The sequence below is a fragment of the Streptomyces angustmyceticus genome, from assembly GCF_019933235.1.
GTDB lineage: Bacteria > Actinomycetota > Actinomycetes > Streptomycetales > Streptomycetaceae > Streptomyces > Streptomyces angustmyceticus.
Genome location: NZ_CP082945.1, coordinates 2,913,732 through 2,927,680, shown reverse-complemented (window position 1 = coordinate 2,927,680; position 13,949 = coordinate 2,913,732). Strand labels below are relative to the sequence as shown.

The window sequence follows — 13,949 nt, the reverse complement described above, 5'->3', positions numbered from 1 at the left end:
TCAGCCGCCGTTCACCTTGTGGGCGATCCGGTCGCCCACGTTCTTGTCGATGTTGCGCCAGTACTGCAGCGCCCGGTCCAGCACCGGACGGCTGACGCCGTTCAGCAGATGGCCGGACACATTGCCGACGAGCCGGTCGCGGGCCGCGTCGTCGAGGACCTGGCGGACCATCGTGCCCGGCTGGCCGAAGTCGTCGTCGTCCCGGCGCAGCGTGTACGCCTCGCGGACCATCTGCCCGCCGGTCTCCCAGCCCGCGGGCTCCCCGTAGCGCAGGGTGTCCGCAGCCGGGCCGCCGTAGCTGTTCGGCGCGTAGGGCCGGGCCGCGCGGGAGGGCTCGTACCGCATCGGGCCGTCCTTCGCGTACGAGTGGACGGGGGCGTGCGGCCGGTTGGGCGGCAGCTGCGCGTAGTTCGGGCCGATGCGGTAGCGGTGGGTGTCCGCGTACGAGAACAGCCGGCCCAGCAGCATCTTGTCCGGTGACGGACCGACGCCCGGCACCATGTTGGACGGTTCGAACGCCGCCTGCTCGATGTGGATGAAGTAGTCCTCCGGGTTCTTGTTGAGCGTCATCCGCCCGACCTCGATCAGCGGGTAGTCGCCGTGCGGCCACACCTTCGTCAGGTCGAACGGGTTGAACCGGTAGTCCGGGGCGTCGTCGAACGGCATGACCTGCACATACAGCGTCCACGACGGGGCGTTGCCGCCGTCGATGGCCTCGAACAGATCGCGGCGGTGGTAGTCGCCGTCCTCGCCGGCGATCCGGTCCGCGTCCTCCTGGGTGAGGAAGTCGATGCCCTGGTCGGTCTTGAAGTGGTACTTGATCCAGAACCTCTCGCCGCCGGCGTTGACCCACATGTACGTGTGCGAGCCGTAGCCGTTCATGTGGCGGTAGGTCTTGGGAATGCCGCGGTCGCCCATCAGCCAGGTGACCTGGTGGGCGGACTCCGGCGACAGCGTCCAGAAGTCCCACTGCATGTCGTTGTCGCGCATCCCGTTGTCCGGGCGGCGCTTCTGGGAGCGGATGAAGTCCTGGAACTTGATCGTGTCACGGACGAAGAAGACCGGGGTGTTGTTCCCCACCAGGTCGTAGTTGCCGTCCTCGGTGTAGAACTTCAGGGCGAAGCCACGGGGGTCGCGCCAGGTGTCGGGGGAGCCCTGCTCGCCCGCGACGGTCGAGAAGCGCGCGAGCATCTCGGTGGTCTTCCCCGGCTGGAAGAGATCCGCCTTGGTGAACTGGCTCACGTCATTGGTGACTTGGAAGAAGCCGTAGGCGCCCGCGCCCTTGGCGTGCACCACCCGCTCGGGGACCCGTTCGCGGTTGAACTGGGCCATCTTCTCGATGAGGTAGTGGTCCTGGAGCAGGATGGGGCCGTCCGGGCTCACGGTCAGCGAGTGCTCGTCGCTCTCCACCGGGACGCCGGCGTTGTTCGTCGTGCGCGGGACGTTGTGCGCGGTGCTGGTCATGGAGGAGTGCCTCCTGTTTCGACGACGGGAAGTAGGGGTCGGCCGGTCCCGTAGCGGGGCAGCCCCAATTTGGGGGTTCAGTCCCTTACGTCCACCCAAGCAGTCAACTACCCCGACGGCACGTCGGCAAGAGTTGGACCCCGTCCGATCTCAGACGGGGTCCAACATGTGGGATGTGCGGCGCTCCGGGCCGCGCGGCGTCAGCGGCGCACCGCCCCCGGCGGCATCGACAGCTCGAACCAGACGACCTTTCCCATGCTCAGACGGGTCGCGCCCCAGCGCCGGGCCATCCGGTTGACCAGGTACAGGCCGCGCCCGCCCTCGTCCGACGGCCGGGCCTGGCGCAGCCGCGGCAGCTGCGGGACGTCGTCGCCCACCTCGCAGCGCAGTACGTCCGTTCGCAGCAACCGCAGCGTGATCGGCCGCTCCGCGTACCGCACCGCGTTCGTCACCACCTCGCTGACCAGCAGCTCCAGCTGGTCGGTCAGCTCCTCCAGACCCCAGCGCGCCAGCGCCCGCCGGGCCAGCCGGCGGGCCTGCCCGGCGGTCTGCGCCTTCGGGTCCAGGTACCAGTAGGCGACATCGCTCGGGGCGATCCCGTCGAACCGGGCCGCCAGCAGCGCGATGTCGTCATCGCGGTCGCCGGGGCCCAGCATGTCCAGGACCTCGTCGCACATCGGCTCCAGCGGCGGCGGGTTGGGCCCCGTCAGCCGGGCCGTCTCCGCCAGCCGCTCCCGCAGCTGCTCGATGCCGGTCCACACGTCCCGGATCCGCGACTCGACCAGGCCGTCGGTGTAGAGGACCAGGGTGGCGCCCGCCGGGGCGTCCAGCTCCACCGCCTCGAAGTCCACCCCGCCGACGCCGATCGGCGCGCCCGACGGCACCCGCAGCACCTCGGCGCGCCCGCCGCGGTGCAGCATCACCGGCGGCGGATGCCCGGCGTTGGCGATGGTGATCCGGTGCGCGACCGGGTCGTAGACCGCGTACATGCAGGTCGCCATGCGGTCCGTGCCCAGCCGCTGGGCCTGCTCGTCGAGGTGGTGCAGCACCTCCTGCGGCGGCAGGTCCAGCCCCGCCAGCGTCTGCGCGGTGGTGCGCAGCTGGCCCATGATCGCGGCCGAGGTCATCGAGTGCCCCATGACGTCGCCGACCACCAGTGCCACCCGGCTGCCCGGCAGCGGGATCGCGTCGTACCAGTCGCCGCCCACCCGCGCCGTCTCGGCGGCCGGCAGGTAGCGGCTGGCCAGCCGGACGCCGGTGGGCTGCGGCAGCGAGTCCGGCAGCATGGTGCGCTGCAGCGCGTCGGCGATGTACGCCTCGCGGCCGTAGAGCACCGCCTTGTCCACGCCCAGCGCGGTGTGCGTCGCCAACTGCGCGGCCACCAGCAGGTCGTCCGGCTCGAACGCCGGGCGGTCCGGGCGGCGCAGGAACACCGCCGCGCCGATCACCCGGCGACGGCCGCGCAGCGGCGCCAGGATCACCCGGTGGCCGCCGGGCAGCCGCGGATCCGGCCCCAACAGCTCCGGCAGCGCCGTCCGCGCCGCCTGCGCCTCGCCGAACAGCGGCCGTACGCCCCGCAGCACCTCCGCCAGCGGGCCGCCGGGCTCCACCTCGGCCAGCTCCGCCGCGCTGCCGCCCATCGCCGGCCCCAGATCGGGCTGCGCGGGCAGCACCGGCAGCCGGCCGCCGTTGGTGTCCGGCTCCTCCGGGATCCGGTCGGTGCGCCGCAGCCGCAGCACCACCGGGCCGGTCGGGCGCTCGTCGCCCACCGGCAGCGGATCGCGCAGGTAGACGAGGATCGCGTCGGCGAACGTCGGCACCGTCGCCCGGCACAGGCCGAGCACGATCTCGTCCAGGTCGATACCGCGGGCGATCCGCCGCGTGGCCGCCCCGATGAACCGCAGCCGGTCGCCGCCCGCCTGCCGGGCCGCGGCCACCTCGCCGCTCTCGCCCGGATGCGCCGAGCGGGCCGGGGGAACGGGCGGCGGGACCTGCGGAGCACCGGCCGGTCCGGGCACCTGGGACGCGGTGACCTCCCCGGCCGCCGGACGCGACGTCTCGCCATGGGCACCCGGGCCGCCGGACCGGCCGCCGTGCGGCGCCGCAGGCTGCCCCGGCACCGTCCCGCCCGGGTCGCCGGCGTGCGGCCGCGACCGCCCGCCGCCCTCCCGCGGCCGTCCGATGCCCTCGCCGCCGTGCCGCGGCCGCTGCCCCTGGTGCGGCTCCTCGCCCGGCTCGGGCGCCTCGGCGCGGCTCACCGCGCCCTGCGCCGTACGCCGTCCGGCACGGGCCGTCTCGCGCCCCGCGTCCGCCGCTCCGCCCGGCCGTCCTTGCGCAGGCATGGCCACCTCCCCGTACGTGTCGCCGTACGCCTCCCCGTACGGGAGCGCGATGTCCCGTGCGGCGGCATGGCCGCTGCTGTGAGCGGCGCTGTGATCACTGGTGCGCCCGCCGGTGTGGCCCGCCGCGGCGCCGTCCGCGTCCGCCGACGGGTCCCGCCGCGCCGCGCCGTGGTCCACGGCAGGCTCGTCCTCGTGGCGGCCCGCCGGCGGACCGGCCGAGGCGGCCACGGCGACACCGGCGAAACCTATGTCGTCACCGCCGCGCACCGCGAACCCGGCGCCGGGCGACGGGGCGAACCCCGCCGCCGCGGGCTGCTGCAGGGCGCTGCGCGGGTCGGGGACCGCGCCGAACGACGCCGTCCCGGCCGTCCCCCGCGCGGGGGACGCCGAGGGCGCGGCGGTCGGTGCCGACCGTCGCGATTCGTGGGAGGTGGGGTGCTCCGTCACGCGTGGGATTCCATCCGTCCGGGGCTGTGCGCCGAGCGCGCCGCGTGATGAGCGCGCCGCCCGTACGGGACGCGCCCCACGCGCTGCGTCTCAGGCGCGTCGCAGGTGCAGAAAGAGCTGGATCTCGGGTGGTACGTCCGTACTCGACGGGGCGTATGCGTAGGCATCCTCCCCGACGACGTCGAAACCCGCGTCGTGCACGACCCGGCGCAGGTCGTCCCGCAGGTAACCCGATACCCGGATCGAGTTGCCCAGGAACGGAATGGTGAAGTCGTCCACATCCGCCTCGACCATGGACAGGGCCAGCAGCCCCTCCGGTCGTAGCAGATCATGGAGCAGGGCCAGTGCGTAAGGGATTTCCGCACGGGGCAGCATCAGCAGCGAGAAATAGGCGGCGACACCGTCGAAGGAGCCGGGGCCGCCGAGCCGGCCGCCGCGCAGATCGGCGATGTCCAGCCGGTGGAAGGCGGCGTCCGGGACGTTCGCCCGGGCCAGGGCGATCATCGAGGGGGAGAGGTCGATTCCCACGACGCGGTGTCCGGCGTCGGAGAGCTGACGGGCGGTCGGCAGGCCCGTGCCGCATCCGAGATCCAGGACGCGCGAGCCCGCGGGCAGGGTGTCGGCCAGCCAGGTGCCCGAGGCGAGCTGGCCCTCCTTGTGGGGAAAGGCATCGTCGTACCGGTCACCGATGGCGTCGAACGCCTCGGCCTGGCCGGCCCGGTCCAGTGCTAACCGGTGCAGCCCTTCGTAATCGTCGTAGTGAGTCGCGCTCACGACCTCGCCCCTCCTGCGACCGCGGTCAAGTTCGTTTTCCCGTTCTGGAGTTGCGCCTGTGCAGTCTTGCGGAGGACGATCCTACGTTTGAAGACCCGGGGCGCAGCAAGGGGGCTCGGCCCCGCTCCTCGCCCCGCAGGATCGCGCTGTGCCCATAGGCGCACCTTTCCACGGTTCGCCCCCTTCAGTCGCCCGATTTCCCTTCGCTCCCTCACGACCGCAAACGATCCGGTGCGCGGTCCCAGTCGTCCGGGAGCCCGGGAACGTCCCAGGCCGGGTCGGGGCGCCAGTCCTCCCAGCCGTCGGCGTAGGGCCCCCGCCAGGCCGTGATCTGTGCGATCGCGGCCCGGCCGGCCGATCTGACCTCGGCGGCCTGCGCGTCGGTCATCAGCCCGTCGCGCTGCGCCTGCGCGAACTCGTCCTCGTCCCGCCACTCCCAGTGCCGGTCCGGATAGACGCAGATGTCGAGGAAGTGGTCCTCGGAGTCGATGCCGCCCGACCAACGGCGGCGCGGCTCCTCCAGATTGACGTACCAGTTCTTGAACTGCCAGCCGCGCTCCCAGAACAGCCACACCGACCACGGGTCGCCGGGCCGCGCCAGCTTCAGCACACCGGTGCCGAACCACTGGTCGTGCACGGTCCGGCGCGGTTTGGTGTAGCGGGTGGACAGCGGCTCGCGGTGCACCGGGGTGCCGTCGGCGAGCACCGGCTTGACGCAGGGCGTGCCCGGCGCCATCCACACCGCGAGCAGCTCGTCGGTGTCCTGCACCACGGTCATCGGGCGGCAGATGTGGAACCGTCCGGCGTCGGCGTTGTCGCGGTAGCGCCACAGGACGTGGTCCCCCGGCGCCCAGTGGGAGGCTCCCGCCGCACCACCGCCCGCCCGCCCCGTCCCGGCCGTCCCGCGTCCGCCGGGCGTCTCGCCTTCCGTCGTGTCCACCATGTCCGCTGTCATGCGCAGATCTTAGAGGCGCGGCACGACGCGCGCCGTGACATGAGACGCACCGGGCGTTACGGGCAGGACAACGCGCCCGCCCCCGCGACCCCGCGCCGTAACAGGAGCCCCGGCGCGGGCGACGGGGGCCGGCCGGTTCAGGGACGCGTCATCCGCAGCACGTCCAGCGCCTCGTCCAACTGCTCCTCGCTCAGCAGCCCCCGCTCGACGTAGCCGCCCTCCAGAACCACCTCGCGGATGGTCTTCCGCTCGGCGAGCGACATCTTGGCGACCTTCGCCGCCTCCTCGTACCCGAGGTACTTGTTGAGCGGGGTGACGACCGACGGCGACGACTCGGCGTACTCCCGGGCCCGTTCCGCGTTCGCGGTGATCCCGTCGACCGTACGGTCCGCCAGCAGCCGCGCCACGTTGGCGAGCAGCCGGATCGATTCGAGCACGTTGCGCGCGATGACCGGCAGCATCACGTTCAGCTCGAAGTTGCCGGCCGCGCCCGCCGCCGCCACCGTCGCGTCGTTGCCGGTGACCTGCGCCGCCACCATCAGCACCGCCTCCGGGATCACCGGGTTGACCTTCCCCGGCATGATCGACGAACCCGGCTGCAGATCCGGCAGCGCGATCTCCGCGAGCCCGGTCCGCGGCCCGGACGCCATCCACCGCAGATCGTTGGCGATCTTCGTCAGCCCGACCCCGATCGTCCGCAGCTGCCCGCTGGTCTCGACGATCCCGTCGCGCGCCCCCTGCGCCTCGAAGTGATCGCGCGCCTCGGTCAGCGGCAGCCCCGTCACCCGCGCCACCTCCGCGATGACCGCGACCGAGAACCCCGGCGGGGTGTTGATGCCCGTCCCCACCGCCGTGCCGCCCAGCGGCAGTTCCGCCAGCCGCGGCAGCGACGCCCGCAGCCGCTCGACGCCGTGGCGCACCTGCGCGGCGTAGCCGCCGAACTCCTGCCCCAGCGTCACCGGCGTGGCGTCCATCAGATGCGTCCGCCCCGACTTCACGACCCCGGCGAACTCCTCCGCCTTGCGCTCCAGCGCCTCCGCCAGATGCTCCAGCGCCGGGACCAGGTCGTTGAGCACGGCCGACGTCGCCGCGATGTGGATCGACGACGGGAAGACGTCGTTGGACGACTGGCTGGCGTTGACGTGGTCGTTGGGGTGGACCTCCCGGCCCAGCCGCTCACTCGCCAGCGTCGCCACGACCTCGTTGGTGTTCATGTTCGACGACGTCCCCGAGCCCGTCTGGAACACGTCGACGGGGAAGTGGTCGTCCCACTGCCCCTCCGCGACGGCCGCGGCGGCCTCCTGCACGGCCTCCGCGATGTCCTTGTCCAGCACCCCCAGCTCGCCGTTCACCTTGGCCGCCGCGCCCTTGATCCGCGCCAGCGCCTCGATGTGCGCCCGCTCCAGCCGCTGCCCCGAGACCGGGAAGTTCTCCACCGCACGCTGCGTCTGCGCCCGCCACTTCGCGTGCGCGGGCACCCGCACCTCCCCCATGGAGTCGTGCTCGGTCCGAAAGCCGCCGGGGTCGCCGAATGCGCCGTTGTCACTCATACCTCTCTCAGTGCCCAGGAACCCCGATCTGTTCCCGGAGGCCGGCCGGATGTCACCTGGCTGCGGGGCAGTGGCGGCCGGTCCCTGGCCCGGCCCCGGGCGCCCCGCGTGCCACCGGCGGGGCCCCGTGCCAGGCTCCTGCGGCGGCGCGGCGCCCGTCGGCCCCGCGTCCCGGCAGCCGGCCCGACGGTTCACCGCCGTGGAACCGGAGCAGCGCGCAACGCACAACCTCCCCTCGCACACCCGTCCTTGAGCGACTGCTCAAAACGTTCTACGCTGCGTTTGAGCAGTCGCTCAAACATGTGGGAGGGGGATGTCGCATGGGGCTGTACGTGGAGGCCCGGATACGCGCCGGGATCGGCGAGGTGTGGGACCGGAGCCAGGTGCCGCAGCAGCATCAGCGCTGGGACCTGCGGTTCGGGGAGATCGACTATCTGCCGTGCGCGCCGGGGGAACCGCAGCGCTTCCGGTACGCGACCCGGGTGCTGCCGGGGCTCACGGTCGACGGGACCGGCATCTCGGCCGGCGAGCGCAACCGGCCCGACGGCACCCGGACTTCGGCCCTCCGCTTCGCCTCGGCGCACCCGCTGTCGCTGATCGCGGAGGGCCGCGGCTACTGGCGGTACGTCCCGGACGGCGAGGCGCTGAGGTTCCTCACCGGATACGACTACCGGCCGCGCTGGGGCCGCTTCGGCCGGGTCGTCGACCGGCTCCTCTTCCGGCCGCTGATGGGCTGGGCCACCGCCTGGTCCTTCGACCGGCTGCGGCTGTGGTGCGAGCGCGGGATCACCCCCGAGCGGTCGCTGCGCCAGGCCCTCGCGGAGCTGTTCGTCCGTGTCGCCGCCGTCGTCGCCACCGCGGCCCTGGCCCCCGTGGCCCCGGTGGCCACGATCTCGGTGCTCGCCGCGACCGTCCCCGCCGTGGCGGCCGCCGCGCTGCTGCTGCCGCCCCTGCCCACCACCCCCGCGGCCCGCCGCTGCCTGCGCCGCCCGCCGGAGCGGGCCGCCGCACGCGGCCGGAGCACCGCCCCCACCGCCCTCCTCGCCACCCTGGAGCAGCCATGACCTCGATGTTCCAGCGCGCACTGGGCGCCGACTTCGACCGGCTCCACCCCGAGATCCGGCGGCGCTTCTCCGTCGGGCTCGACAGCGGCGAGGCGTGTATCGGCCGGGGCACGATGGACCGGATCTGGCACGGCCGCAGCTTCGTCCGCCCGTTCCTGGCCCTCGGCGGCAGCCGCAACATCCTCGTCCCGCGGACCGGCCGGGACATCCCCTTCGTCATCGAGAACGTCCCGTACACCGACTCCTTCGGCCGCGAGACCGTCACCTTCGTCCGGACCTTCGCCTTCCCCGGCCGCCCCCGCCGCTTCGACGCCACCATGGTCTTCTGCCCCGAGCGCGGCTGCGTCGTCGACTACCTGGGCACCCACCAGCACCTCGCCACCGACCTGCACTTCACGGCCGACGCCACCGGCGCCCTGGTCATCCGCTCCGGCGAGCACCGCTTCCGGGAGGGCCCGGTCGACGTCCGGGTGCCGGACCTGATCGGGGGCGACGCGGTGGTGCGCGAGTCGTACGACGAGCCGGCCGGACGCTTCCGCATCCAGGTGCGGGTGGGCAACCGGCGGTTCGGGCCGCTCTTCGGCTACGAGGGGTCGTTCGACGCCGAATTCGTGGACGCCGCCGAGCGCGGGGTACGCGCCGGGCTGCGGCCGGTGCGCGAGGAGGCGCGGGCGTGAGCGCGGACGACACCCGTACGAAACTGCTCGCCGGCGCCCTGCGCACGCTCACCGAACAGGGCCTCGCCAAGACCTCGGCCCGCGCCGTCGCCACCGCCGCGGGAGTCAACCAGGCCCTGGTCTTCTACCACTTCGGCAGCGTCGACGAACTCCTCGCCGCCGCCTGCCGCTACGGCGCGGAGCAGCGCGTCGCCCACTACCGCGAACGCTTCGCCCGGGTCGGCAGCCTCGCCGAATTCCTGGAACTGGGACGGGAACTGCACGCCGAGGAGCGTGCCGCCGGCCATGTCGCCGTCCTCGCCCAGCTCCTGGCCGGCGCCCAGACCCAGCCCCGCCTCGCCCCCGCGACCGCCGCCGGACTCGCCTCCTGGATCGAGGAGATCGAAGCGGTACTGACCCGGGTACTGTCCGGCACGCCCATCGCCGCCTTCGTGGACGTCGCCGGCCTCTCCCGGGCCCTCGCCGCGGGCTTCGTCGGCCTGGAACTGTACGAGGGCGTGGACCCCGAGGGCGCGCTGGCGGCCCTGGACGCCCTGGAGCAACTGTCCGGCCTGGTCGGCGTCCTGGAGGACCTGGGCCCGGTCGCACAGCGCGCCGTACGCGCCAGGATCCGGCGCAGCACGGGGCGGCGTGGCCCCTGACATGAGGTCAGGGGCCACGGCGGGGGCAGGCCGCGTTGCCGCGGCCCAAGGGCCCGAGGCATCTACTTGCCGTCGCCCCCCTGCGGCGCAGGCTCCCGCGGAGCCTCCGGCGGCATCGGCCCACCGTCGTGCTTCCCTCCCTCGTCCTCGGCGGCCACCGGGCCGCCGGGGTGCCGGAACGGGACTCCGCGCCAGCCCTCCGCGTCGGGAGGCCGCGTCTCGTACGTGTCGACGGCGGCAGAACTCATCCACCGACCTCCCTTTTCGCGCGGGGCGTGCCGCCGGCCTGCTGATCGGTGGCCTTGTCGTGTGGATGCGCTGCCGGCTCCACGTTGCGATCGGACGCCGCCGAGCAGTCGCCACTGGCCCGTGCCTCTGCACGTTGCTTCACCAGTGCGGCACAGACATCGCACCCTTCGGCCGGTTCGGGAGCGTCAGGAGGGAGCGGCAAGCACACCGGCCGCGCCATCGTTTTCCTTGTGTCACTCAATATTGGATGCCTCCCCGGTGGAATCAATACCGTGGCAAGCAATGGTGCTCGGCGATGCGGTTTCCGCCTAGCCGGTTTCCTGTTCACGCAAGAAGTCGTCCCGGATGCTTTCCAGCGTGGAGCGCGCCTCGTCACCGGAAATCGCCATGGCTGCGAATCCCTCGAACTTGCGGATGTAGAGGGCGACGTCGCGAGGATCGGTGACCGCTAGGTCAGCATGGACGGTCTCGACCGTAACCGTTCGGTCGTCGCGGACGACGAAGGCGTGATTGGCTATGTCACGCTGCCGCGCCGACAGGGGAACGATGCGAATATCCAGGTGAGGCAATCGCGAAAGACTGGCGATCCGGTCCATCTGTTCTGCCATCCTGGAAGCCGACACGATTCGCCACCGCAGTACAGGTTCCGTGATGACGAAGTGGAGTTCCTTGGACGAGTCGTAGAGCACCTGTTGGCGCTCTACGCGCGCGCTGATTGTTTTGGTGAGTACCTCCGCGCCGAGGTTGTGGCGGGCGAGAACGGCCCTGATGTACTCCGGCGTTTGCAGGAGACCGGGCACCAAGGCCGGCTGGAAGAGCCGCAGTACCGTCATGTGGGCTTCCAGCGCTCGTGTCTGCTGCTGAGCCTTGTGCACACCCATGCGGCGGATGAGACGCCATGCCGTGGCCTCGGTCGCCGCTGCTCGGACGGCCTCCAGGTACTCTTCCTTGACCTCATCGGACACGCCGATGGCCGTGAGGACGCGCTCAACGTCCACGACCGACGGTGCGGCCTTCGCGGTCTCGATCTTGCTCAGCTTGCTCGCGGACATGACGGCGCTGCGGGCGACAGTCTTGGCTTCCTTCCCGGAAGCGCGTCGTAGCGCCCGCAGCGCGGCCCCCAGCTCTCCTCTTTTCACGTGCCGTGCTGCGCCCACCATCCGGAGAACGGCACGGCGTGCGCCATCGCCGTATCACGGTGCGCGCGGAACTCCTCTGCACGTTCTGGTTCCAGGACGTCGGCTCCGAGGAAAGCCCCGTCCTCCGAATAGTTCATGACCGCCGGTTTCAGGCTGTCCATCAGCCAGAAGTCGGGAATCCCTTCCAAGGGGTTCGGCTGGTCGGTGGTGTCGAGGATGAAGAACTCTTCGCCGCCCGCTGCGTTCTTCTGGTAGCCCCAGCCCAGTTCGAACCGCAAATACGGGGTGAGGGGGCGAGTGAGGATGTGCACGCGATAGACGCGCTTGCCCTTGGTGGTGTGAGAACGGAGTTCTGCCACCCATGCATCGTTGTAGTCGGCCGGCTGCGGTTTCCCGGCAAGGAACGTTCTATAGGCGTTCACGTTCCCCGACTTGCTGTAGTCGTTCAGGGTTTCCAGTCGGAACGCCTCCCGTTCGAAGGCGCCGAACATTTCGCCGAGAGTCTTAGGCGCCACGAAATCCCTTCCGGACCAGGTCGATGACGAGTTGTTCAGGGATCTCGACGAGATTTTCGTGTGCGGGAACCCTTAACCCGTGGTCACCGGGGGTCTCCCCCTGTACCAGCAGAGTTCCTCGGTCGGTGGCATAGATGGTCGGGCAGTCCTTGAGGTCGCAGGTACTCACAAGCTTGGTGACCTTCATGCGTTCCCTTCCTGGCCTGTTGCGTCGCGTCGTGGTTGATGCTCGTGAGCAACCGACCGCAGGCGCAAGGGGTTCGAGTTTCCAAGACAGGAAAACAGGGCGGGGCCCGGACACTGCGGATTCCGGCCCACTGCGGGACGGCGTCAAGAACAGAGCCCCTGACATCACGTCAGGGGCTCTGCGGGGGTTCCGCCGGTGAGACCGGGTGCGTCAGCTTCCCTGGCGTACCGGGATGCTGGTGAAGGTGGGCGTCGGCGCGGGGTCCTGGAAGAAGTCGTTGCCCTTGTCGTCGACGACGATGAAGGCGGGGAAGTTCTCGACCTCGATCTTCCAGACCGCCTCCATGCCGAGCTCCTCGTACTCCAGGACCTCGACCTTCTTGATGCAGTCCTGGGCCAGGCGGGCCGCGGGGCCGCCGATGGAGCCGAGGTAGAAGCCGCCGTGGGCGGCGCACGCGTCGGTGACCTGCTGGGAGCGGTTGCCCTTGGCCAGCATGACCTTGGAGCCGCCGGCCGCCTGGAACTGCTCGACGTAGGCGTCCATCCGGCCGGCCGTGGTCGGGCCGAAGGAGCCGGAGGCGAAGCCCTCGGGGGTCTTGGCCGGGCCCGCGTAGTAGACCGGGTGGTTCTTCAGGTACTCCGGCATCTCCTCGCCCGCGTCCAGCCGCTCCTTGATCTTGGCGTGCGCGATGTCGCGGGCGACGACGAGCGTGCCGGTGAGGGAGAGGCGGGTCTTGACGGGGTGCCGGGTCAGCTCGGCCAGGACCTCGTCCATGGGGCGGTTGAGGTCGACGGCGACCGCGTCGAGGTCCGCGCCGGCGCCCTCGGTCAGCTCGTCGTCGGTGGTCTCCGGCAGGAAGCGCGCGGGGTCGGTCTCCAGCTGCTCCAGGAAGACGCCCTCGGCGGTGATCTTCGCGACGGCCTGCCGGTCCGCGGAGCAGGAGACCGCGATGGCGACGGGGCAGGACGCGCCGTGGCGGGGGAGGCGGACGACGCGGACGTCGTGGCAGAAGTACTTGCCGCCGAACTGGGCGCCGATGCCGATCTTCTGCGTCAGCTCGAAGACCTTCTCCTCCAGCTCCTTGTCGCGGAAGCCGTGGCCGGTGGGGGAGCCCTCGGCGGGCAGCTCGTCGAGGTAGTGCGCGGAGGCGTACTTGGCGGTCTTCAGCGCGTACTCGGCCGAGGTGCCGCCGACGACGATCGCGAGGTGGTACGGCGGGCAGGCGGCCGTGCCCAGCGAACGGATCTTCTGCTCCAGGAACTTCATCATGGAGGCCTCGTTGAGGACCGCCTTGGTCTCCTGGAAGAGGAAGGACTTGTTGGCGCTGCCGCCGCCCTTGGCCATGAAGAGGAACTTGTAGGCGCCGCCGTCGGTCGCGTACAGCTCGATCTGGGCCGGCAGGTTGGAGCCGGTGTTCTTCTCGTCCCACATGGTCAGCGGGGCCATCTGCGAGTAGCGCAGGTTCAGCTGGGTGTAGGCGTCGTAGATGCCGCGGGAGAGCGCTTCCTCGTCGCCGCCCTCGGTCAGCACCTGCTGGCCGCGCTTGCCCATCACGATCGCGGTACCGGTGTCCTGGCACATGGGCAGGACGCCCGCGGCGGCGATGTTGGCGTTCTTCAGCAGGTCGAGCGCGACGAAGCGGTCGTTGGCGCTGGCCTCCGGGTCGTCCAGGATCTTGCGGAGCTGGGCGAGGTGGGCGGGGCGCAGGTAGTGCGAGATGTCGTGCATCGCCTCGGCGGCCAGCTTGCGCAGCGCCTCCGGCTCGACCTTGAGGAACGTCCGGCCGTCGGCCTCGAAGGTGCTCACGCCCTCCGCGGTGACGAGGCGGTACGGGGTGGTGTCCTCACCTACGGGGAGAAGGTCGGTGTAGGCGAATTCCGGCATCGAAGGTCATTCCTTACTCGGAGAGGTCCGGCTGGCTTCTACGGCAGCGCCTCCACAGCGT

The 13,949-nt window shown here is 71.4% G+C and carries 13 protein-coding genes; 3 read left to right on the top strand and 10 right to left on the bottom strand.

Annotated features, from left to right (window positions below; translation table 11 throughout):
* From K7396_RS13150 to K7396_RS13130, 5 genes are all read right to left on the bottom strand, one after another.
* The gene (locus K7396_RS13150) at positions 1-1,464 is read right to left on the bottom strand and encodes a catalase (protein ID WP_086719498.1); all 1,464 of its coding nucleotides are present in this window, start codon (positions 1,462-1,464) and stop codon (positions 1-3) included.
* 200 nt (positions 1,465-1,664) lie between these two features.
* Positions 1,665-3,806 (bottom strand): SpoIIE family protein phosphatase, encoded by a 2,142-nt coding sequence (locus K7396_RS13145; protein ID WP_435837634.1) that lies wholly within the window; start codon positions 3,804-3,806, stop codon positions 1,665-1,667.
* Between the two features lie 537 nt (positions 3,807-4,343).
* Positions 4,344-5,027 (bottom strand): class I SAM-dependent DNA methyltransferase, encoded by a 684-nt coding sequence (locus tag K7396_RS13140; RefSeq protein WP_086719500.1) that lies wholly within the window; start codon positions 5,025-5,027, stop codon positions 4,344-4,346.
* A 211-nt stretch (positions 5,028-5,238) separates the two neighbouring features.
* Positions 5,239-5,982: a cytidylyl-2-hydroxypropylphosphonate hydrolase gene (fomD, locus tag K7396_RS13135; protein WP_223659918.1), complete on the bottom strand. Its 744-nt coding sequence runs from the start codon at positions 5,980-5,982 to the stop codon at positions 5,239-5,241.
* A 137-nt stretch (positions 5,983-6,119) separates the two neighbouring features.
* A complete protein-coding gene (locus K7396_RS13130) occupies positions 6,120-7,532 on the bottom strand; it encodes a class II fumarate hydratase (RefSeq protein WP_086719501.1) in 1,413 nt (470 codons plus the stop codon).
* Between the two features lie 320 nt (positions 7,533-7,852).
* Between K7396_RS13130 and K7396_RS13125 the strand changes: the two genes are divergently transcribed.
* The 3 genes from K7396_RS13125 to K7396_RS13115 are packed head-to-tail and all read left to right on the top strand — an operon-like array spanning position 7,853 to position 9,914.
* Positions 7,853-8,596, top strand: a complete 744-nt coding sequence (locus tag K7396_RS13125; RefSeq protein ID WP_152104550.1) for a hypothetical protein — start codon at positions 7,853-7,855, stop codon at positions 8,594-8,596.
* Positions 8,593-9,273, top strand: a complete 681-nt coding sequence (locus K7396_RS13120; protein WP_086717312.1) for a DUF4166 domain-containing protein — start codon at positions 8,593-8,595, stop codon at positions 9,271-9,273. The genes K7396_RS13125 and K7396_RS13120 overlap by 4 nt, the downstream gene beginning before the upstream one ends.
* Complete coding sequence (locus K7396_RS13115) at positions 9,270-9,914, top strand: TetR/AcrR family transcriptional regulator (protein ID WP_086717313.1); 645 nt, start codon at positions 9,270-9,272, stop codon at positions 9,912-9,914. Before K7396_RS13120 ends, K7396_RS13115 begins: the two co-directional genes overlap by 4 nt.
* A 62-nt stretch (positions 9,915-9,976) precedes the next feature.
* Here the strand turns inward: K7396_RS13115 and K7396_RS13110 are convergent, their stop codons facing one another.
* The 5 genes from K7396_RS13110 to K7396_RS13085 form a co-directional block, all read right to left on the bottom strand.
* Positions 9,977-10,162 carry a hypothetical protein gene (locus K7396_RS13110; protein WP_086717314.1) on the bottom strand — a complete coding sequence of 62 codons (186 nt, stop codon included), beginning with the start codon at positions 10,160-10,162 and terminating at the stop codon, positions 9,977-9,979.
* Between the two features lie 309 nt (positions 10,163-10,471).
* Complete coding sequence (locus K7396_RS13100) at positions 10,472-11,323, bottom strand: helix-turn-helix domain-containing protein (RefSeq protein WP_174886904.1); 852 nt, start codon at positions 11,321-11,323, stop codon at positions 10,472-10,474.
* Complete coding sequence (locus tag K7396_RS13095; protein WP_086717317.1) at positions 11,299-11,793, bottom strand: DUF6879 family protein; 495 nt, start codon at positions 11,791-11,793, stop codon at positions 11,299-11,301. The genes K7396_RS13100 and K7396_RS13095 overlap by 25 nt, the downstream gene beginning before the upstream one ends.
* Positions 11,794-11,806: 13 nt before the next feature.
* Positions 11,807-12,004: a hypothetical protein gene (locus K7396_RS13090; protein ID WP_086717318.1), complete on the bottom strand. Its 198-nt coding sequence runs from the start codon at positions 12,002-12,004 to the stop codon at positions 11,807-11,809.
* Positions 12,005-12,214: 210 nt separating this feature from the next.
* The gene (locus K7396_RS13085) at positions 12,215-13,888 is read right to left on the bottom strand and encodes a fumarate hydratase (protein WP_086717319.1); all 1,674 of its coding nucleotides are present in this window, start codon (positions 13,886-13,888) and stop codon (positions 12,215-12,217) included.
* Positions 13,889-13,949: the final 61 nt, after the last annotated feature.